We start from the raw sequence: 20,474 nt of genomic DNA on the forward strand, positions 1-20,474 counted from the left end.
CAAGCCGGCGATCACGCGACTTGTTGAGACACCAGAACCAGCGCCGGGCGCACCAGCCGGCCATTCAGGGTATAGCCCTTCTGAATGACGGCCACCACGGTATTCGGCGGCAGGTCTGCGCGCGGCTGCGTGGAAATGGCCTGATGGAATTCCGGATCGAAGGGCTGCTCCAGCGGTTCGACCGGCGCGACCCCGAACTTGTCCATCACGTCGCCGAGCAGCTTCAGCGTCAATTCGGTGCCTTCGCGGAGTTTTTCGATGTTGACCGTCTCTTCCAGCGCCGCGCTATGTCCCAATTCCAGGCTGTCGCGTACCTGGAGCAGTTCGCGCACGAAGCTGTCCAGGGCATATTTATGGGCCTTTTCAAGCTCGTTGGAGTGACGGCGCCGGATGTTTTCCAGTTCGGCGCGCGCGCGCAGAAGCTGATCGCGATTTTCGTCCGCCACCGCGCGCACCTCGTTCAGCGCGGCGGCCAATTCCTCCAGCGATGGCAGCGACGGCTCGGCGGGCGGGGCGCTCTCCGGCGCGCCACCCTCGGGGGTTTCCGAGACATCCGCCGACGACGCCTTGATGTACGCATCGACGGCCGCCCGCTTGGCCGACTCCTCTCCAGTGGGGAGCGCTGACGCCGAGGCCGCCGATTCCGGCGGCTCTGGGTCGATACGATGTGGATCCGTGTTCATGTTGACCTCCAAAGGCTGCGGACGAGCATGCTCCCGGTCGCTCTCGACGCCGGGTCGCCTGCTCGCATGATTTCGATTGTTTGCACGCCCCGGCGCCAGCGCCGGGCGCCTCACTGGCGCAGTGCCGCCGCCAGCAACCGCGCGGTGACATCGACGATCGGCACCACGCGCTGATAATCCATCCGGGTCGGACCGATGACGCCGAGCACGCCGACCACCCGATCATCGACCCGATAGCTCGTCGTCACGAGACTGCAATCGTCCAGGAGCGCGTACCCGGACTCCTCGCCGATAAAAATCTGCACACCCTCCGCGGCGATACAGCGGTCGAGGATGTGCAGAATTTCGCGTTTCTGATTGAAGATATCGAACAACTGCCGGATCCGGTCCATGCTCGCCAGCTCGCCAAACTCCATCAGATTCGTCTGTCCGGCGATAAAGCAGTCGTCCCGGCTTTCGGCGGCCTCCACGACTTCCTGCGCCAGCGCCGCCGCGCGGATCATCTGCTGGTCCATGCTGGCATGCGCGTGCTTCAACTCGTCCAGCAGGCGCTTGCGAACCTCGCCGATGTCCTGGCCGGTGAACATCTGATTGAGATAATTCGACGCCTGTTCCAACTGGGACGGCGTGAAAGACCGTTCCGTACCCATGATCCGGTTGTGCACCTCCCCTTCGCTGGTGACCAAAATGGCCAGCACCCGCTTTTCGGAGAGGGGCAGGAGTTCGATTTGACGAAAGACATTGCGCTCATGGCGCGGCAGCATCACCACGCCAGCCAGATGCGTGATGCCAGACAGCAGCGTCGAGGCCGTCTCGATCAACGATTTGGCATCCGTGCGGACATCGAAGCGCGTGCGCAGCGAGGCGATATCGTCCTCCGAGGGCGCGCGCCAGGTCAGGAGCGAATTCACGAACAGCCGATACCCGGCCACGGTCGGCACCCGGCCCGCGGAGGTATGGGGCGACACCACCAGACCCAGATCCTCCAGGTCCGACATGACATTGCGGACGGTCGCCGGGCTCAGATCCAGCCCGGTGTCTTTCGCGAGGGTACGGGAGCCGACCGGCTGACCTTCTCGAATATACCGCTCGACCAGCGCTTTCAGAAAATGAAGCGCTCGCTCGCTGACCGGGCTGTCGGTCGGTCGTGTTTCGGATGTCAATGTCGATTTTCCAGCGATCACAATGGTTTGAATCGTCAACCGGAGATGAGCTTTCTGAGCCGCTATTTTAGCACTCACCACCGGAGAGTGCTAACACCTGAATTTAGGGATCGAGACCGGGCCTGTCAAGACTCCCGCACTTGCGCACACACGTTCGCCGATTCAGTCTTGGCGCGATTGCCGCCCCATGCTAACGTTGCGCGGTCTTCACCGCCGGCCACCATGCCACTCAGATCCCATGCCGCATTTTACGACCGTCGGCATCGTTGCCAAGCAAGGCGACCCCGAGCGGGTGCGTGGCACCCTCGCGCGTCTGAGCGATCATCTGCGTTCGCGCGAGGTGGCGTGTTTACTCGATGCCGAGAGCTCCTACCTGCTCGACGCGCCCATCGGCACCGCCCTCCCCCTCGCCGAACTCGCCGCTCGCTGCGATCTGATCGTGGTGGTGGGCGGCGATGGCACCCTGTTGCATACCGCGCGCGCGACTGCGGCGCGTGGCGTGCCCTTGATGGGCATCAATCTGGGCCGACTGGGATTTCTGGTCGATGTCTCGCCCTGCGATATCGATGCGGTCCTCGACCGGATCCTGGCCGGCGAATACGAAGCGGATCACCGCTCCATGCTGCAGGCGTCGGTGGTCACCGAGCAAACCGCAGGGCCGGTTTACACGGCGCTCAACGATGTCGCGATCCATAAATGGAACACGGCGCGCATGATCGAATTCGAGACCTATATCGATGGCGTCTTCGTCAACGCCCAGCGCTCGGACGGCCTGATCGTCTCCACCCCGACTGGCTCCACCGCCTATGCCCTGTCCGGCGGCGGTCCGCTGGTCGATCCGGCGCTCGACGCCATCCTGCTGGTACCCATCTGTCCGCACGACCTGAGCAACCGACCGCTGGTGGTGCCCGGCGACCGCCGCATCGAGGTGCGGGTGCGCGGGCACGATCAGGGACACGTCCAGGTCACCTGCGACGGACAGACCGCGCTCCCACTCCCGACCGACGCCTGGGTGCGGATTAGCGGTCACCCGGACCGGGTCCGGCTGATCCATCCCAAGGGGCACGATCACTACCAGATCATGCGCGCCAAGCTCCACTGGGGCGGCCATCACGCCACGCGGGCACAACCATGCTGACCCATCTCCAGGTCCGGGATCTGGCCATCGTCAGCCAACTCGAACTCGACTGCCCGCGCGGCATGACAGCGCTCACCGGCGAGACCGGCGCCGGCAAGTCGATCCTGATCGACGCGCTCAGTCTGGCCCTGGGCGACAAGGCCGAGGTCGGTATGATCCGCGCCGGCCGCGAGCGTGCCGAGATTCTTGCCGAGTTCGACCTTGCCGCCTGCCCCGGCGCCCGCGACTGGCTCGCCGTACAGGAACTGGACGACGAGGGCGGCTGCATCCTGCGCCGGCTGATCGTGCGCGAGGGGCGTTCGCGCGCCTATATCAACGGTCGCCCGGCCAGCGGCGCGCAGTTGCGCGATCTCGGCAATCTGCTGGTGGACATCCACGGTCAGCACGCCCATCAGTCCCTGCTGCGCGCCAACGCCCAGCGCGACCTGCTCGATGCCTATGGCGGCCATCGGCCTCTGGCGGATGCGGTGGCGAAAACCTTTCGGGAGTTCCGCGCGCTCGATCAGAAACTCGCCGCGCTGGAAACGGCCTTTCAGGAACGTTCCGCGCGGCTCGATCTGCTGCGTTTCCAGGTCCAGGATCTGGAGTCGCTCGGAATGACCGCCGCCGACATCGAGTCGCTGGACCAGGAACAACGGCGTCTGAGCCATCTTGGCCGACTGCAGGAGACCGCCGCGCGTGTCCTGCAGACCCTGGCGGAGTCCGAACCCTCGATCGAGGATCATCTACGTGCCGCGACCGCCGAGCTCGCGGAACTCGCGGTCATCGATCCGGGGCTTGCCGACAGCCGGGAACTGCTGGAAACGGCGGCCATTCATGCCGGCGAGGCCGCCGCCAGTCTGCGCCATTATCTCGACGGACTGGATCTGGATCCGGCCGCGCTGGAGACCGTCGAAACCCGTCTCGCCCAGGTTCACGATCTGGCGCGCAAGTATCGGGTCTTTCCCTCGCGGTTACCGGAGACGTTGATCGAGCGGCGCGCTGAATTGAACGATCTGGAACAAGCCGATGTCACGCTGGCCGGTCTGCGCGAATCGCATGAGACCGCCTGGCAGGATTTCCTGACCCTGGCCCAGCGCCTGAGCCAAGCCCGCACCACGACCGCGGACCGCCTCGCCGAGACCGTCAGCGCGTCCATGCAGCAGCTTGGCATGGCTGGCGGACGCTTCGCGGTCCAGATCGACCCGCTCCCGCGCGAGCGGGCCGGCAGCGGCGGTCTGGAGCGCATCGACTTTCTCGTCAGCGCCAATCCGGGGCAACCGCTGCAGCCTCTGGCGAAGGTCGCCTCGGGTGGCGAACTCTCGCGGATCAGTCTTGGCATTCAGGTCGCGACCGCCGAATGCGGCAGCGTGCCCACTCTGGTGTTCGACGAGGTCGATGTCGGCATCGGCGGCGGCGTGGCGGAGATCGTCGGCCGACTGCTCCATCAGCTCGGCGACTCCCGTCAGGTTCTCTGCGTTACCCACCTGCCCCAGGTCGCCGCCCAGGCGCACGCGCAGCTCCGGGTCCGCAAGGAGACCCTCGACGGTCAGACGCATACCCGCATCGAGCCCCTGGACGCAACGGACCGCGTCGAGGAGATCGCCCGCATGCTGGGCGGAACCGAGATCACCGCGCGCACCCGCGACCATGCCAGCGAGATGCTGAATTGGGGACGCTGATCCGATCTCGGCGACGTTTATCCACGGCCATTTTCCGCTGTCAGGAGCGAATGGAATGATCAAGAAGATCGGGGTCGAACAACTCCAACTCGGCATGTATATCCAAGATCTCAATTGCGACTGGATGGATCATGGATTCATGCGGAATCGCTTTCTGCTCAAGGCGGACAAAAGCCTGGAGCGGATTCGCCAGTTGGGCATTCGCGAGATTTACATCGATACGGACAAGGGACTCGATGTCTCGCTCGCCCCGACCGCCAGCGAGGTCGAGGAGGCGCTGGAACAGGATCTGGTCCAGGTGGCCGGGACCGGCGGGGGCGAGGAGCATGCGGTCCCGCTGGCCGAGGAGCGCAATCAGGCAAAACGGATTCACAGCGAAGCGATCGGGATTGTCAGCAGTCTGATGGAGGATGCGCGCCTGGGCCAACAGATCGATCTGGAGCAGGTCAATCCGCTGGTCACCGAAATGGTTGGCTCGATCTTTCGCAATCAGGACGCCCTGCTGGCGCTCACCCGCATCCGCCGCGTGGGCCGGTATACCTTCGAGCACTCGGTCAATGTCGCCGTGCTCATGGTCTCCTTTGCCCGCACCCTGGAGATCGAGCGCGCGTTGATCCATGACATCGGACTGGGCGCACTCCTGCATGACATCGGCAAGATTCTGATCCCCCCCGCGATCCTCAACAAACCGGGACAACTGACCGACGCGGAATTTACCGTCATGCGCGGCCATGTGGTCCACACCCGCGACATCCTGACTAAGGTTCCGGGCATCCCGCCGATCGCCCTGGCGGTGGCCGCCGAGCATCATGAACGCATCGACGGCAGCGGTTATCCGAATCGCAAGTCCGGCGCCGACATCTCCCTTTACGGGCAGATGGCCGCGATCGCCGATGTCTATGACGCCATCACCACCGAGCGCGTCTATCACAAGGCACTGGAACCTCATCAGGCGCTACGCAAACTGCTGGAATGGAGCCATCATCATTTCGACGCGCATCTGGTGCAGCAATTCATCCGCTGCGTCGGCATCTATCCGGTCGGAACCCTGGTACGACTGCGCAGCGGACTGCTCGGTGTCGTGGTGGAAACCGGCCGGAAAGGGCTGTTCCACCCGGTCGTGCGGGTCTTCATGGACGCCAGACGACGCACCTATCTGACCGTGCGGGACGTGGACCTCTCACGTTTGAGCAAGGGATCCGAGGAGCGGATCGAGAGCGCCGAGTCGCCGGCGCAGTGGCGCGTCGATCCGGTCAAGGTGCTGCAGTACCCAGGCTAACCGAAGCCGCGCCCGGCCTGGCAGGCGTGGCGAGTGCATCGCCGCGCATCCGCCTGTTCCGAATCGACGAGCGATAGAGTAGCTGCACGGACTAGGCAAACGAGCAATGACAGACAATACTTGGCGGCTAGGCCACGTCCTGTGGGACTTGCACTGTTGCGAGCAGCCCTAACCCAGCGGCCATCCAGGATGATCGGCGGGGCATGATCGATTTCATAAAAATAAAAATGAAAGCATTATAAGGATTGATACCGCGTTCGCGCCAAAGCTTGCCGGTTCGGCAAGGCCACGCCAATGCACCCAGGATTGCCGCGTTCCACACGAGGAGGGATTTCATGCCGATGATGACGTCATTCATTCCAAGCGAGGACAGACTTGATCTGTTATTCCATGGCGACCTCGACCTGACGATCTCGGAAGACGCCTGCCGGGTCTTCGCCGACATCCCGGCCGGCCTGCGAACCTGCATCATGGATCTGACGCGTCTCGATCGAGTCTTCGACTCCGGGCTCGCACTGCTGTGGATGCTGAACGAGCGTCTCCGGCGAATCGGCGCAACGGTGGTCACCCTGAGCGATCAACCGGAACTGCAGCGCCGCCTAACGCTTGTCATGACGAATGCCTTGAATATCGTCCCAATCGACTCGCCGAAGACACGCCAGCCACTGACCCAGTAAAGCGCGCAAGCCCGCAGGATGTGCCGTCACGGCAACATCATCGTCCTTACCTGGCAAGCGCGTAAAAACAGCGTTCAGACACGCGCTCGCAGATGTTCCAGCAAGCCTTCGAGCGCCACCCGAACCGCTTGCTGGCGCACCCTGTCACGATCGCCATCGAATCGATCACACCCGGTCAGTACCTGCTGACCGGGCATCCCCCAAGCGAACCAGACGGTGCCGACCGGCTTATCGACGCTACCCCCGCCAGGTCCGGCGATGCCAGTGATCGCAACGGCGGTATCCGCCTGACTCCGCGCCAGCGCGCCAGCAACCATCTCTTTCGCCACGGGCTCACTGACAGCACCATGCGCGTCCAGGGTTTCCGACGCGACACCGAGCATCTCCTGCTTTGCCGCATTGCTATAGGTCACAAACCCACGGTCGAACCAGGCGCTACTGCCCGCGATGTCGGTGACCGTCTTTGCAACCCAACCGCCTGTACAGGATTCGGCGGTCGTCAGCCGGAGACCGAGTTGAAGCATCCGCTCGCCTAAACGCGCGGCAATGGATTCAAGCGATTCGTCTTCGATTCGATCGATCATGGCGTGAGTGTCGCCGAAGTCAGTGACGCAGACAATCCCTTGCACAGACGACTCGTCGTCTGGAAAACCTCACCGAACAGCCGCACTATCAAGACCGCGACCGCCACCGTCCGACCTCACGCTTTGGAGAGATTTCGACCGATGAATGACCTGAATATCCGCTGCGAGCACAAGCCATCCCCCGCTAAACTGGAGGTACTCGGGATCGACGGCTGGCCGCTCTGGAAAAAAGAGCCGTCCACGTTCCCCTGGCATTATGAAAAAACCGAGACCTGCTACGTACAGCGCGGGCGCTTCGTCGTCACGCCGGACGGCGGCGAGCCGCTCACCTTTGGCCGGGGCGACCTAATCAGCTTTCCGGCCGGTCTCTCCTGCGTCTGGGAGATCCTGGAGCCGGTGGAAAAACACTACCGCTTCGACGAAACGCAATAAAAACCCCACACCATCGATAAGGAAGGATAAAAGACATGCGGAAAATCATCCGAATTCGCGCGCCTTGGCTGGTTCTGCTCGCCTGCTTGCCGATGCTCCTGCCCGTCTCCGCCAGCCACGCGGAAGGCATGACCATCGCCGACACCGTCTACAAACTCCCGCTGGAGGAAGGCGTGTCCACGGATGACGCCGTGGATTCCATGCTGCTGCGCGCCAATGCGCTGAACTTCAAGCTGGTCGCCCGTCTGCCGCTCTCCCAGGAACTGGACGCCATGGGCGTCCCCACCGGGCGAATCGAGATCTTCCAGTTCTGCGATGCCCGGATCGCCGCCCAAATGATCGCGGAGAACCTGGACTTTTCGGCCTATCTGCCCTGCCGTATCACCCTGATCGAGGACCAGGCGGGCAAGCCCTGGCTGGTGACGCTGGACCTGAACAAGGTGATTCAAATGGCCGATCTGCCGCCGACGCTCCTGGAACTCGCCACCAAGGTCCGCGACACCATGAACGAGATCATGGCCGCGGGCGCCAGCGGAGATCTCTGATCCATGACCTATCTGAGCCTCTCCCGCGCCGCCCGTCTCGCCGGCGTCACCCGCGCCGAACTGCAACGCCGCATCCGTCGCGGCGAGATCGCAACCTTCGAGGGGGCGGTGGCGGTGGAGGATCTGCTGCGGGCCTATCCGGCGGTGAGCCTGACCAATGACGATGCCCTGGAACGGGTCGAACGCATCAAGCGCGAGGCTCTGCCCAAGCTCAACGCGGGCGAAACCGTCCTGCCGAGCCCGGAGGTCTTCCTGTCGCGTCTGCGCGGCCTAAGCGAAACCCTGGCGGAACGCATCGCGGCCAACGAACTCGCCGATGCCTTGCTGGATCAGGTTGGCGCACGGCTCGCGGGACTCGCCACGCAGCCCCCGGAGCAGCTTTCAGCGGGGCTACGGGAGATCCATGACTGGTTCGACGACGCCCGTCGCCAGCTCGCACTCCAACCCGCGCCCGACGGGCACGCCCAACTTCTCGCCAAGGATACCTTTCTGCGCATCATGGCAGCCAACGTCAAGCTGATCCCAAGCGGCCACGACTTTTTCGTCGAGGGCAACGAGTCGATCCTGGAGGCGTCGGTGCGCGCCGGGCTCAAACTGAGTTATGGCTGTTCCAGCGGCAATTGCGGTGACTGCAAGGTTCGCCTGATCAGCGGCGAAACCCGCAAGATCCGCGATCACGACTATGTCATCAGCGAACGCGAGAAGTCGATGGGCTACCTCCTCTCCTGCTCGCAAACGGCCGTCACCGATCTGGTCATCGAGGCCGCCGAAGCCCTGTCGGTCGACGACCTGCCGCAACAGGAGATCCGGGCCAGCCTGCGCAAGCTCGAACGACTCTCGCCCGACCTGATCGCCCTGAACATCCAGACACCGCGCACCCACACGCTGCGCTTCATGGCCGGTCAGCGGGCGCATCTGACGCTGGAAGACGGCGCCACGCGCGAATTGTCCATCGCAAGCTGTCCCTGCAATGGGCGTAATCTCTGGTTTTATGTCAGACGCCAGGACGACGCCTTCTCCGAGCACGTCTTCAACAGCCTGCACCCCGGCCATCTGGTCACCGTCACCGGTCCCCAGGGCGATTTTGTGCTCATCGAGGACGCGCCGGAACCGGCTATCCTGATCGCCTTCGGCGACGGCATCGCGCCCATCAAGAGCCTGATCGAGCACGCCGTCTCCATCGATCTCATCGAATCCTTTCATCTCTATTGGGACACCACCTATCCCGATGGCCATCATCAGGCTCACTGGGGCCGGGCGCTCAAGGACGCACTGGACAACTTCAGCTTCACCCCGCTCATGAGCGGCCAGCCCGAGGATGTCATCGCCGTGGTGCGCGCCGATCATTCGGATCCCGGCGGACGGCGGTATTACCTCGCCGGTCCAGCGGAGCTTGTCCAGCGCGCGGCTGTCTTGTTGCGCGACCAGGGCATTGAGAAGGCGCGGATCAAGCTCGAACACACGGACACCTGATCCGACGGGGCAGTTTAGGCCGCTTGCGGCCTGGACTGCTGGGACGGCAGGAACACGGTTCCCTTGCCGAAACGATTCACGGCCATATCCCGCACCCAGGGCGGGGCATCTGCATAGAGTCGCAAATAGGTATACCCCAGATCGCCGCGAACCATGAACGCGACCCAGCGTTCAAACTCTTGTTGTTTTGTCTCCATCACTTCAGTCCTCACTTCGACGACAGCCGATCCTCCACTACTCGTTCTCCCGGCGTCACCGTTCGATGCGCCGACACGCTTGGATTAAGGCGATTTCTGCAAAATAGGCGTGGAAACTCATTCATTCAACCGATGTTGACTAAAAAATCCTTATACCGTACGCCTTTGCAGCAGCAGCATATAGTTCACCCCCATCCAGCGGCTGAAGCCGAAGACCCGCGTGAAAGGATTGACCCGCACCCCGGTCTTGTGGAGCAAATCGAACCGCTCGCCCAACCGGTCAAGCACCTGGCGCGGACGCACGAGCTTGCGGAAATGGTGGGTACCGCGAGGCAGCCAGCGCAACAGGTATTCGGCGCCGAGAATGGCCATCATCAGCGCCGCCAAGGTACGGTTGATACTGGCGACGAACATGACCCCGCCCGGCCGTACCAGTTGCGCGCAATCGTCGAGAAACGCCGGCAGTTGCTCCACATGCTCGATCACCTCCATGTTGAGCACCGCGTCGAAGTGCGCGCCTTCGCGCACCAGTTGATCCACCGTCGCCAGCCGATATACGATCTCGAGCCCGCTCCACTGGGCATGCAGATCGGCCACCCGAACATTTTTTTCGGTGATCTCGATGCCGGTGACCTGCGCGCCGAGGCGCGCCAGGGACTCGCTCAGAATACCGCCGCCGCAACCGATATCGAGCACATTCAAGCCCTCGAAAGGGCGCTCCAGGGCGGCATCGCGCCCGAATGCCGCGGCAAGTCGCGTGCGAATATAGTCCACCCGAAAGGCGTTCAGACGATGCAGCGGCCAGAATGGCCCCTCCGTATCCCACCAACGATGAGCAAGACGCTCAAAATAGGCGACTTCATCCGGATCGATACTCGACGCGGTCAACTGCGCGGCACTCATGGGATTCTCCGGTGCGAACGAGCGAATGCGCTTGAAATCGTGTTGAGTACGGAGTTTTGCAACCCGCTCGACAGCAGCGACCCGTCGCTCGACCCGCCACCGATCGAGTTTACAGGGACTTCGGGTCTAGCATTCCGCAACCGCGGCAGTCGCGAGGCCGATGAGCGCGGACGCTGCCACAACTCATGCATACCATGACGCAGACCCTGCTGGGCAGGATCGCTACAGATCAAGACGTCAGCGCCGCCGCCAGATAGTCGCGCGACTGCATCTCGATCAAGCGGCTGAGCAGTCGCTCATGGGCAAAGTCGGTCAAGCCACCAAGGTAGAGGTTCTCGATCGGCGCGGCGGCTGACAGCACGAGTTTGACGCGCTGATCATAGAACTCGTCGACCAGATGCAGGAAACGACGGGCCGCGGCCTCCTGGTTCGGACCGAGTCGCGGCACGCCCGACAGCAGGACGGTGTGGAACTCGCGGGCGATTTCGATATAGTCCGCGGCGGAGCGCGCCGTGGCGCAGAGCGCCGCGAAATCGAACCAGACGACATCCATCCCGACCCGCCGTGCCGGAAACGCACGGCCATTGACCGAGAATGCGCCGGACGACGCCTCGTGCCCCCCGGTCAGCCGCGCGAAATCCTCGGCCAGCCGTCGCTCGCCAGCGTCGTTTTCCAGATAAAAGACTCCCGCCTGGGTCAACGTGCGCAACCGATAATCAACCCCACCGTCCAGTTCGAAGACCTGGGTGTGCCGTTTGAGCAGTTCGATGGCGGGTAGAAACAACTGCCGTTGCAGGCCATTGCGATACAGATCGTCGGGCTGGGCGTTGGCGGTCGTGACCAGCGTCACACCGCGCGCGAAGAGCGCCTTCAGCAGACCGTGCAGGAGCATGGCATCGGCGATGTCGGTGACGATGAACTCGTCCAGACAGAGCACGCGCGCTTCCTCGCGCAAACGATCGGCGACGACCTCCAGCGGATCGGGCTGCTTGGGAAGACGCGCCATCAAGGCGTGAATCTCCCGCATGAGGTGATGGAAGTGTACCCGGCGTTTATCGGGCACCTCCAGCTCGCCCACGAACCAATCCATGAGATAGGTCTTGCCGCGCCCGACGCCGCCCCACAGATACAGACCGCGCACCGGGAGCGCCGGCCCGGACCAACGCTCCCGGAGCAGTCCCCAGACACCGCGCCGGGGTTGACGGGGCGGCTTGCGGAGCAACGCCTGGCGCAGGGCGAGAAGCAGTTCGCTCGCTTCGCGTTGAGCGCTGTCACAGGGATGAAAGGAATTCGAGGGGTTGGCTTGAGACATGTCCGGAACCGAAAAAGAGCGTCCAGCGACCAGGCAAGCGTTCTCGCTGATGGGTTTAAGTGACAGCGGCAGGGCTTTTCATTAGCATCTCATGACGATTTTGCGACGCCTGACACGATCAGGATATTCCCGTCCAACCGAGATACCAAACCATGCTCAATAAAACCAGACGTTTTCTGACCTCCCTGTTGCCCATCGATCCGAATCGTCGCGGCGAGTGCAACCGCTGCGGCAGTTGTTGCAAGCTCCCCTACCCCTGCCCTTTTCTGCGCTTCGATGACGCGGGACTGAGCAGTTGCTCGGTCTACCTTTTCCGCCCGCCCAGTTGTCGCAAATATCCGCGCGTCGCGGCCGAGAACCTGACCCCGCAAACCTGCGGGTTCTTTTTCATCGCGCCGGATCGGATCGGCCACCGAGCCGCGCCCGGTTTCGAGCCAGCCTCGGTACAGGTTCGGACCGCCGAAGAGCCTGGGTGAGGTACCGATGCGCGGAGGATCAGGCGTTTTTTGGAAAAGATCCTACCCGTCGGAGCCCGCTTGCGGGCGACGTGACCAGCCAGGATGCCTTCCATGCGCCCAGCCGTCGCCCGCTTGCGGGCTCCGACGGGGTTTGACGCTTGGTCAAGTCATGTCCGGCATTCACCTCCGCCGCCAGACAGAAACTCGCCGATCCGTCGCACGCCCTCGTCCAGTTCGCGAAGATCACGGGTGTAGGCGAAGCGTACATGGTGCCCCGCCTCATGTTCGCCGAAGTCCTGACCGGGCGTCACCGCGACGCCAGCCTCCTCCAGCAGCCGGGACGCGAAGATCATCGCGTCCTCCGCGACTCGCTCGGGTAGACCCGCGTAGAGATAGAAGGCACCGGCGGGCGTGTGCGGAATCGCGAAACCGAGCCCGCGCAGCGCGCTCAGCAGTCGGTCGCGACGTTGCTGGAAGATCCCGCGCCGTTCCTCGACGATCGCCCGCGTCGTCGCGTCAAAGGCCGCCAGCGCCGCGTGCTGGGCCAGCGTGTTGGCGGCGATATAGAGATTCTGCGCCAGACGCTCCAGCACCCCGGCCGCCTCCCGTGGCGCGATCGCCCAACCGATACGCCAGCCGGTCATGCCGAAATATTTGGAAAAACTGTTGATGACATAGAGATCCGTCGACCCGACCGACAAGGCGGTGCGGGCGGGCGTCTCATAGGTGAGCCCCCGATAGATCTCGTCGACGATCAGTGCCGCCCCGCGCGCACGGCAGAGCGCGTAAAGCTCGGCGAGCGTGGCGGGATCCAGCACCGAGCCGGTCGGATTGGCGGGCGAGGCGACGATCACCGCGCGGATCTCCGCCCCCCAGGCCGATTCCGCCTGCCCGGCGGTCAACCGATAGTCGTTCTCCGGTCCCAGCGGCACCGCCACCGGTTCGACCCCCATCAGCCGCAGCACCTGACGATAGCAGGGATAGGAGGGATCGCCGATCAGTACGCGGTCGCCTGGTTCCAGAAGCGCGGAAAAGGCCAGTTGCAAGGCACCGGAGGCGCCCGGCGCGATCAGCACGCGCGCGGATTCGACGTCCACGCCGTCGCGACGCCCATACTCCTCCGCGATGGCCTGCCGCAAGGCCGGCAGACCCGCCGCCGGGGTATAGAGCGTCCGACCTTCGGCAAGCGCCGCCTGTCCCGCCGCCACGATGGGCGCGGGGGTCGGGAAATCCGGCTCGCCGATCTCCAGATGCACGATGGAGCGCCCGAGCGCCTCCAGTTCGCGTGCCCGCGCCAGCAGGCGCATCACATGAAAGGGCTCCACCGCCTGGGCGCGAGCCGCGAGATGGCTGTCGCTGACGTTCGTCATGGACGGCGTCAAGCGGCCGGATGGGCCAGACGGTGCATCCGATCCAGCGCAGCCAGATCGACGAAGGGGCTCCCGCCCAGCGCGCCGGACAGCACTCGGACGGGCTGACCGGGATCGCCGAGCCGGTCCACCACCAGCGGCGCGGCCGCGAAATCCTGCGCGGCGGTGTAGTCGTTCACCGTCACCAGCAACGCCTTCAGCCCGGCCGCCAACGCCGCGCGAGCGCCATTGTCGGAATCCTCGACCGCCACGCACTCACGCGCGTCGAGTCCCAGTTCGGAGAGCGCCAGCCGAAAGATATCCGGCGCCGGCTTCTTGGCCGGAACCACATCCCCAGCCGCGATCACCGCGAACCAGTCCCGCAGACCGGGCTCACCGCAATGGTCGAGCAATTCGGTCACATTCTCCGGCGTGGTCGTGGTCGCGATCGCGAGCCGGATCCCAGCCGCGCGCGCCTCGCGCAGCAGACGCAGTACGCCGGGACGCAGCGGAATCGCACCGGTTTGCAGCATGGACACATAATGCCGGGTCTTCGCGCGATGCAGGCCGCCGACAAAGGCGTCCGAATCCAGTGCGGGATCCAGCCGGATCCCGTCGGATTCCATAAAATAGCGAATCCGCTCCTTGCCGCCGGTCACCGTCAGCAGTTCGCCATAGCGCTCGACATCCCAGACCCAATCCAGACCGGCCTCCGCGAAGGCGGCATTGAAGGCGGGCCGATGTCCATCGCGCTCGGTATCGGCGAGCGTGCCATCGACATCGAAAAGAATGGCCTTGAAACCATACATGCAAGGACTCCATAAAGCTGAAACGTTTGATCCGCGCGGGATCCGCAAGCCACGAAGAGTACCTGACCGGGGATTCCGACGCATCGATTACGCACCTGCAAGTTGTATTCAGTTGCCCCTTTGACTCAGATCTGGTACTTAAGAGCGCTTTTCGCGGTGCGGATTCCCGAAACAGAGCGCGGAATCCGAGCCGTGGGCATCCCCACGACCAGAGCCTTCGGGAGATATCGATGGCCGAAGCAAAAGCACAAGAAACCACGGCGTTCGGATTCGCACCCTATAACGCGGGTGCCGACGAAGAATATATGAACCCCCAGCAGGAGGAGCACTTCCGTAGCATCCTGCTGGCCTGGAAACAGTCCCTGATGGAAGAGGTGGATCGTACCGTTCACCATATGCAGGACGACGCGACCAATTTTCCGGATCCCAATGATCGCGCCACCCAGGAATCCGAGTTCAGCCTGGAACTGCGCACCCGCGACCGGGAGCGCAAGCTGATCAAAAAGATCGACGAGGCGATCGATCGTCTCGACGAGCACGACTACGGCTACTGCGAGGCGTGCGGCGTGGAGATCGGCATCCGCCGGTTGGAGGCACGTCCGACCGCCACGCTTTGCATCGACTGCAAGACGCTCGACGAGATTCGCGAAAAACAACGCGGCTGACCGTCGGCACGCACTCAACCGATCCCTGAGCCGATGTCCGGGCAAACCTTCGCCGCCCGGGCGGGCTACAGGGGGCGTTTCGCCCCCTCCCCGACCGGACCGCTGCATTTCGGCTCCCTGCTCGCGGCCGTGGCGAGCTACGTCGACGCTCGCGCGCAGGCCGGCGCCTGGCTGGTGCGTATGGAAGACCTGGACCGCCCGCGCGAGGTTCCCGGCGCCGCCGCCGACATTCTGCGCACCCTCCAGGCATTCGGCTTCGTGTGGGACGACCCCGTCCTTTTTCAGCGCGACCGCTCCGACGCCTACCAGTCCGCGCTGGACCGACTCGCCGCGCGCGGCCTGACCTATCCCTGCGGTTGCAGCCGCACCGAGATCGCCCGGCTGGACCTGCCAGGTCTCGAAGGCCCCATCTATCCCGGAACCTGTCGCGCGGGCCTGCCGCCGGGACGTTTGCCGCGCACCGTGCGCCTGCGCGCGCCTGCACAACCGATCACGTTCGTTGACCGTATCCAGGGCGCATGGGAGCAGTCGATCGAGGCCACGATCGGCGATTTCGTGCTCCGACGCGCCGATGGCATCCATGCGTATCAGCTCGCGGTCGTCGTCGACGATGCCTGGCAGGGAATCACGCATGTGGTGCGCGGTGCCGACCTGCTGCTCTCCACGCCACGTCAGATCCTGCTCCAGCAGTCCTTGGGCCTGAGCCAGCCAGGCTATGCCCATGTACCGCTGGCGGTGGATGACGGGGGTCGCAAACTCAGCAAATCGCTCGCCGCCGCGCCGGTCGATCCGGACGATCCGCTCCCGGCCCTGAAACGAGCCTGGGATCTGTTGGGTCAGGAAGCGTTGCCCTTGGAGCGATCGATCCATGGCGGCCTGATCCAGCGCTTCTGGTCGCAGGCCATTGCGCGGTGGCGGATCGAACGTGTGCCGGCCAGATCGACGATCAGCATCGCCCTACTGGACGTCGACGTCGGCAGCCGGACCGCAGAACACCACCAGACATGGCCAGGAGATGATCTTCGATTGCGTTAGAATGCGCTCCGCATCCGCCGTCAGGCCACATCCGGACCCCTACCTTGAACCCACTCAAGCGACTCGCTTCCCAAACCGCCATCTATGGCGTCAGCAGCGTCCTGGGGCGCTTTCTCAATTATCTGCTGGTCCCCTTTCTAACCTATACCTTCGCCCCGGCGGAGTATGGCGTGATTGCCGAGTTCTACGCCTACATGGGGTTTCTGGCGGTGGTGCTCATGTTCGGGCTGGAGACCGGCTATTTCCGTTTTCGCGCCGGGGGCGAGTGGCCGCCCGAGGTCGTCTATGGGACGGTGCTGCGCTTTCTGGTGCTGACGAATATCGCTTTTTTCCTGCTGATCTATGTCCAGCGCGAGCCGATCGCCGAATTGCTGCGCCATTCTAGTCATCCCGAATATGTCTGGTGGAGCGCCGCGATCCTGGCCCTGGATTCGGTGGGTTCGGTCGCCTTCGCGCGCCTGCGGGCGGAGGATCGGGCGAAGCGTTTCGCGACGCTCAAGCTGATTGAGATCGGCGCCAACGTCGGTCTGACCATCTTCTTCATCTACGTCTGCCGGCGCGCCTTCGAGTCCGATCCGCACTCGCTGCTCGGATCGCTCTGGAACCCGAGCATCGGCGTGGGCTATGTCTTCATCGCCAACCTGGCGGCGAGCGGGTTCAAGCTGATGTTGCTGGCCCCGCAGTTTCGGGACGGATTCGGCACCTTCCAGGCAGCGCTCTTCGGGCGTCTTCTGCGCTATTCGCTCCCCATGGTCATCATCGGCTTCGCGGGGATCATCAACGAGATGCTGGATCGCGCCGCGCTCAAATACCTGCTGCCCTTCGATGACGAAACCAACATGGCGCAACTCGGCATCTACAGCGCCTGCTACAAGCTGTCGATCCTCATGGCGCTCTTCATCCAGGCGTTCCGGTATGCCGGCGAGCCGTTTTTCTTCAGTTACGCCAAACAGAGCGACGCGCGACAGACCTATGCGCTGGTGCTCAACTGGTTCGTCATCTGCTGCGTCTTTCTGTTTCTGCTGGTCACGCTCTATCTGGATGTCTTTCAGTATTTCGTCGGCAGCGCTTACCGGGAGGGACTGAGCGTGGTGCCGGTGCTGCTGCTCGCGAGCCTCTTTCTCGGCATCTATGTGAATCTGTCCATCTGGTACAAACTGACCGACCGTACCCTGATGGGTGCTGGCGTCTCGCTGATTGGCGCGGGGATCACCATCGTCCTGCTGCTCTGGTGGGTGCCCATTTACGGCTACGAGGGCGCGGCCTGGGCGCATCTGGTCTGCTACGGCTCGATGGTGGCGATGTCCTATTGGCTCGGACGTCGCTATTACCCGGTGCCCTACGAGGTCGGGCGCGTGCTGGGCTATGTGGTCTTCGGGGTCGCGCTCTATCTGGCGAGCCGTGGGCTGGTCTCGGGACTCGGCTGGAATGCGCTGGTGGCGGGGACGCTCTGTCTGGCGGTCTTTTTGCTAGCGGTCCTGCTGCTGGATGTGCGCCGACTGACGCGGCGACGCGGAATCGATGGCGGGTCGTCGTAACGCGGAATTCAGACGCCTGCCGTCGGCGACATCCGATGCGAGCGCCGTTGAATCCCGCCGACGACCGCCTTGGCTTGGGTGGGATCCTCGGGCCAATGGTGTTTGGGATAACGCCCTCGCAGCTCCCGGCGCACTTCCGCGTAACCGCGCGCCCAGAATCCGGCCAAATCCTGCGTCACTTGAAGCGGACGCCGGGCCGGGGAAAGCAGATGGAGTAGGACCGGAACCCGTCCGCCGCACAGACGCGGAGTTTCGGTCAGCCCAAAGAGTTCCTGGAGCGGCACCGCGAGGATGGGCTGTTCGGCGCTGACATAATCGAGCGGGCGGCTGTTCCCTGCCGGCGTCACGAACGCCTTGGGCGCCTCCCGTTCCAGACGCTGTTGTTGTTCCCAGGAAAGGCGGGCCGTCAGGATGGCCGTCAGGTCGAGCCGCTGGACCTCGGTTAGCCGCGACTTGCCCGCGAGCCAAGGGGCGAGCCAGTCGGTCAGACTGTCGCGCAGCGCGTCCGGCGAGAGATCCGGCCACTCGCCGGCGGGATCGGTTCGGCGCAACAGTCCGACGCGCGCCTGCAACTGGTGCGCCGCGTCGGTCCAGTTCAGTGCCCGCTCGAACTGATCGCGAATGCGGTCGAGCAGCAGCCCGGTCACCTCCGCGTGTTCCCCCAGCGCAAGCGGGCGGGAGTCGAGGACGATGGCGCCATACCGGACGAGTTCGCGCGCGGCGACACACTCGCGTTCCGGATCCCAGGCGACCTGCCGGCCGGTCTCGATCCGGTCGGCGAACTGCGCGCGCAAGTCCGCTTCGGCGAGCGGCAGCGCCAACTGAATACGTCCATCTCGCCCACGCGCATCTAGCGCCGCGACCACCAGATAGGGATGGACGGCGAGCGCATCGTCGCGCGGTAGCAGCGCACCGGCCCCGGAGGCGAGCAGGTAGCGATCGTCCGCGCCGCCACGCCGCTGGGCGATGCGCTCCGGATAGGCCAGGGCGAGAAGCGCACTGGGAGCGGTGACGCCATCCGCCGGAGATTCGCCGGCCAGCCGTCGCAATTGCCGCGAGACGCGCTCGATGGCCGCGAGACGCTGCCGGTCCATGCCGAACGGACTGCGCTTATCGCGCAGGGCCTGGAGCGCCTGAAGTCGCGGCCCCAGATCGGCCGACCGGGCAAGGCCGGGGGCGGAGAGCATGGGGTCGCGCTCGGAGATCAGCGCGCAGAGATCGGCGGCGGTTTGGCGGGCCGCGGGCGCGGTCCCCAGCAGCATCACGGCGAGCCGCGGATGGATGGGCAGCTCCGCCATCGCGCGGCCCAAGCGGGTGAGCGCGTGCCCGGCATCCAGCGCGTCCAGCGCGCGCAAAAGCTCCACCGCCTGCTCCCAGGCCGGGGCGGGCGGCGGATCCAGCCAGCGCAGTCGCGCGGGATCCTTGACGCCCCAGAGCGCGAGTTCCAGCACCAGAGGGGCCAGATCGGACTGGAGGATCTCGGGCGTGCGATGCTCCGGGCGGCCATGCTCCTGGGCGCGCGTCCAGAGGCGATAACAGACGCCCGGTCCCACGCGTCCCGCGCGCCCGGCGCGCTGCTCGGCCGAGGCGCGCGGGATGCTCTCCAGGACCAAGCGGCTGAGTCCAGCACCCGGATCGAAGCGCGGCTTGCGGGTCAGACCGCTGTCGACGACCGCCCGCACGCCCTGGATGGTGACGCTGGTCTCCGCGAGGTCGGTCGCGACGATCACACGCCGCTGGCCGGGTTTGCCCGGCAGCAGCGCCCGATCCTGCGCGGCCGTCGGCAGACTGCCGTGGAGCGGCAGGACGATGACGCCGTTATCCGCGCCTCGGGCGAGTTGCTCCACGCAGCGATCGATCTCGCCGGCGCCGGGCAGAAAGGCCAGGATATCGCCGTCGTGTTCGGCGAGCGCCGCGCGGATTCCGGCGACTGTCGTCTGGACCGGATCGGAGTCCGGCGTCCGTTCGGCGTACTGGACCGCGACCGGAAAACTCCGACCCGCGCCGCGCACGATCGGCGCGCCGCCGAGCAGTCTGGCGACCGGCTCGGCGTCCAGGGTCGCGGACATCACGAGCAGACGCAGTTCCGGGCGCAGATTCGCGACGACATCCAGCGCGAGCGCCAACCCGAGGTCGGATTGCAGGTTGCGCTCATGGAATTCGTCGAAAACGATCAATCCGACCCCATCGAGTTCGGGGTCGGACTGGAGGCGTCGGGTCAGAATCCCTTCCGTGATCACCTCGATGCGGGTGTGTTGGCCGATCCGACGCTCGAAGCGAACCTGATAGCCAACCCGTTCGCCCAGGCTCTCGCCGAGCAGCGCGGCCATGTGCGCCGCGGTCATGCGCGCGGCGGGACGGCGCGGTTCGAGCATGAGGATGCGTTGGCCGTTCAGCCAGTCCGCGTCGAGCAGGGCCAGCGGAACCCAAGTGGACTTGCCGGATCCGGTGGGCGCCTGAAGAAGCGCGTGCCCCTGGCGTAGCGCGGCACGCAGTTCGTCCATCGCGGATTCGATGGGGAGCGTTCGATCGCGAACCGCGGGCGCTGTCGGCGACATGAGCTGGTTCCTCTC

20 protein-coding genes are annotated in these 20,474 nt (G+C 64.4%); 11 read left to right on the forward strand and 9 right to left on the reverse strand.

All coding sequences use genetic code 11. The annotated features are described in order from the left end of the window. Positions 1-11: 11 nt before the first annotated feature. Together grpE and hrcA are read right to left on the reverse strand one after the other, a co-directional pair. Positions 12-683, reverse strand: coding sequence for a nucleotide exchange factor GrpE (gene grpE / locus CCR95_RS02040; RefSeq protein ID WP_201091408.1), 672 nt, complete (start codon positions 681-683; stop codon positions 12-14). Positions 684-793: 110 nt separating this feature from the next. Beyond that, entirely contained in the window at positions 794-1,846 is a 1,053-nt protein-coding gene (gene hrcA, locus CCR95_RS02045; protein ID WP_201091409.1) for a heat-inducible transcriptional repressor HrcA, read from the reverse strand. Between the two features lie 238 nt (positions 1,847-2,084). On the opposite strand from hrcA, the gene CCR95_RS02050 reads away from it, so the two are divergent. The 4 genes from CCR95_RS02050 (at position 2,085) to CCR95_RS02065 (ending at position 6,601) form a co-directional block, all read left to right on the forward strand. Further along, a complete protein-coding gene (locus tag CCR95_RS02050; RefSeq protein ID WP_201091410.1) occupies positions 2,085-2,984 on the forward strand; it encodes an NAD(+) kinase in 900 nt (299 codons plus the stop codon). Then, complete coding sequence (recN, locus tag CCR95_RS02055; protein WP_201091411.1) at positions 2,978-4,645, forward strand: DNA repair protein RecN; 1,668 nt, start codon at positions 2,978-2,980, stop codon at positions 4,643-4,645. The genes CCR95_RS02050 and recN overlap by 7 nt, the downstream gene beginning before the upstream one ends. 55 nt (positions 4,646-4,700) lie before the next feature. Then, the gene (locus tag CCR95_RS02060) at positions 4,701-5,924 is read left to right on the forward strand and encodes an HD-GYP domain-containing protein (protein WP_201091412.1); all 1,224 of its coding nucleotides are present in this window, start codon (positions 4,701-4,703) and stop codon (positions 5,922-5,924) included. Positions 5,925-6,259: 335 nt separating this feature from the next. Next, on the forward strand, positions 6,260-6,601 hold the full coding sequence (locus CCR95_RS02065; RefSeq protein WP_201091413.1) for a hypothetical protein: 342 nt from the start codon (positions 6,260-6,262) through the stop codon (positions 6,599-6,601). A gap of 74 nt (positions 6,602-6,675) precedes the next feature. Here the strand turns inward: CCR95_RS02065 and pncC are convergent, their stop codons facing one another. Further along, positions 6,676-7,185, reverse strand: coding sequence for a nicotinamide-nucleotide amidase (gene pncC / locus CCR95_RS02070; RefSeq protein WP_201091414.1), 510 nt, complete (start codon positions 7,183-7,185; stop codon positions 6,676-6,678). Positions 7,186-7,326: 141 nt separating this feature from the next. Here pncC and CCR95_RS02075 point away from each other — a divergent pair, with 141 nt between their 5' ends. The 3 genes from CCR95_RS02075 to CCR95_RS02085 are packed head-to-tail and all read left to right on the forward strand — an operon-like array spanning position 7,327 to position 9,635. Further along, positions 7,327-7,617, forward strand: a complete 291-nt coding sequence (locus tag CCR95_RS02075) for a cupin domain-containing protein (protein ID WP_201091415.1) — start codon at positions 7,327-7,329, stop codon at positions 7,615-7,617. A gap of 35 nt (positions 7,618-7,652) precedes the next feature. Continuing rightward, a complete protein-coding gene (locus tag CCR95_RS02080; RefSeq protein ID WP_201091416.1) occupies positions 7,653-8,162 on the forward strand; it encodes a DUF302 domain-containing protein in 510 nt (169 codons plus the stop codon). A 3-nt stretch (positions 8,163-8,165) separates the two neighbouring features. After that, on the forward strand, positions 8,166-9,635 hold the full coding sequence (locus tag CCR95_RS02085) for a 2Fe-2S iron-sulfur cluster-binding protein (RefSeq protein ID WP_201091418.1): 1,470 nt from the start codon (positions 8,166-8,168) through the stop codon (positions 9,633-9,635). Positions 9,636-9,649: 14 nt separating this feature from the next. Here CCR95_RS02085 and CCR95_RS02090 read toward each other — a convergent pair whose 3' ends face one another. From CCR95_RS02090 to zapE, 3 genes are all read right to left on the reverse strand, one after another. Next, positions 9,650-9,832 carry a hypothetical protein gene (locus CCR95_RS02090; RefSeq protein ID WP_014777297.1) on the reverse strand — a complete coding sequence of 61 codons (183 nt, stop codon included), beginning with the start codon at positions 9,830-9,832 and terminating at the stop codon, positions 9,650-9,652. Between the two features lie 150 nt (positions 9,833-9,982). Next, a complete protein-coding gene (gene ubiG / locus CCR95_RS02095) occupies positions 9,983-10,735 on the reverse strand; it encodes a bifunctional 2-polyprenyl-6-hydroxyphenol methylase/3-demethylubiquinol 3-O-methyltransferase UbiG (RefSeq protein WP_201091420.1) in 753 nt (250 codons plus the stop codon). Positions 10,736-10,964: 229 nt separating this feature from the next. Continuing rightward, a complete protein-coding gene (gene zapE, locus CCR95_RS02100; RefSeq protein WP_201091422.1) occupies positions 10,965-12,047 on the reverse strand; it encodes a cell division protein ZapE in 1,083 nt (360 codons plus the stop codon). Between the two features lie 152 nt (positions 12,048-12,199). Between zapE and CCR95_RS02105 the strand changes: the two genes are divergently transcribed. Further along, positions 12,200-12,523 (forward strand): hypothetical protein, encoded by a 324-nt coding sequence (locus CCR95_RS02105; RefSeq protein WP_201091424.1) that lies wholly within the window; start codon positions 12,200-12,202, stop codon positions 12,521-12,523. 149 nt (positions 12,524-12,672) lie between these two features. On the opposite strand, the gene CCR95_RS02110 is transcribed toward CCR95_RS02105, so the two are convergent. Next, positions 12,673-13,875: an aminotransferase class I/II-fold pyridoxal phosphate-dependent enzyme gene (locus CCR95_RS02110; RefSeq protein ID WP_201091426.1), complete on the reverse strand. Its 1,203-nt coding sequence runs from the start codon at positions 13,873-13,875 to the stop codon at positions 12,673-12,675. Positions 13,876-13,883: 8 nt separating this feature from the next. Continuing rightward, positions 13,884-14,663 carry an HAD-IA family hydrolase gene (locus tag CCR95_RS02115; RefSeq protein WP_201091428.1) on the reverse strand — a complete coding sequence of 260 codons (780 nt, stop codon included), beginning with the start codon at positions 14,661-14,663 and terminating at the stop codon, positions 13,884-13,886. Positions 14,664-14,893: 230 nt separating this feature from the next. On the opposite strand from CCR95_RS02115, the gene dksA reads away from it, so the two are divergent. From dksA to CCR95_RS02130, 3 genes are read left to right on the forward strand one after another with little or no spacing between them, the layout of a single operon-like run. Further along, the gene (gene dksA, locus CCR95_RS02120) at positions 14,894-15,328 is read left to right on the forward strand and encodes an RNA polymerase-binding protein DksA (protein ID WP_201091433.1); all 435 of its coding nucleotides are present in this window, start codon (positions 14,894-14,896) and stop codon (positions 15,326-15,328) included. A gap of 33 nt (positions 15,329-15,361) precedes the next feature. After that, positions 15,362-16,363, forward strand: coding sequence for a tRNA glutamyl-Q(34) synthetase GluQRS (gene gluQRS / locus CCR95_RS02125; RefSeq protein WP_201091434.1), 1,002 nt, complete (start codon positions 15,362-15,364; stop codon positions 16,361-16,363). Positions 16,364-16,407: 44 nt separating this feature from the next. Then, positions 16,408-17,901: a lipopolysaccharide biosynthesis protein gene (locus tag CCR95_RS02130; RefSeq protein WP_201091435.1), complete on the forward strand. Its 1,494-nt coding sequence runs from the start codon at positions 16,408-16,410 to the stop codon at positions 17,899-17,901. 8 nt (positions 17,902-17,909) lie between these two features. Here CCR95_RS02130 and hrpB read toward each other — a convergent pair whose 3' ends face one another. Next, positions 17,910-20,459, reverse strand: a complete 2,550-nt coding sequence (hrpB, locus tag CCR95_RS02135; RefSeq protein WP_201091436.1) for an ATP-dependent helicase HrpB — start codon at positions 20,457-20,459, stop codon at positions 17,910-17,912. Positions 20,460-20,474 lie beyond the last annotated feature (15 nt).

It is taken from the genome of Thiocystis minor (genome assembly GCF_016653465.1).
Classification (GTDB): Bacteria; Pseudomonadota; Gammaproteobacteria; order Chromatiales; family Chromatiaceae; genus Chromatium; species Chromatium minus.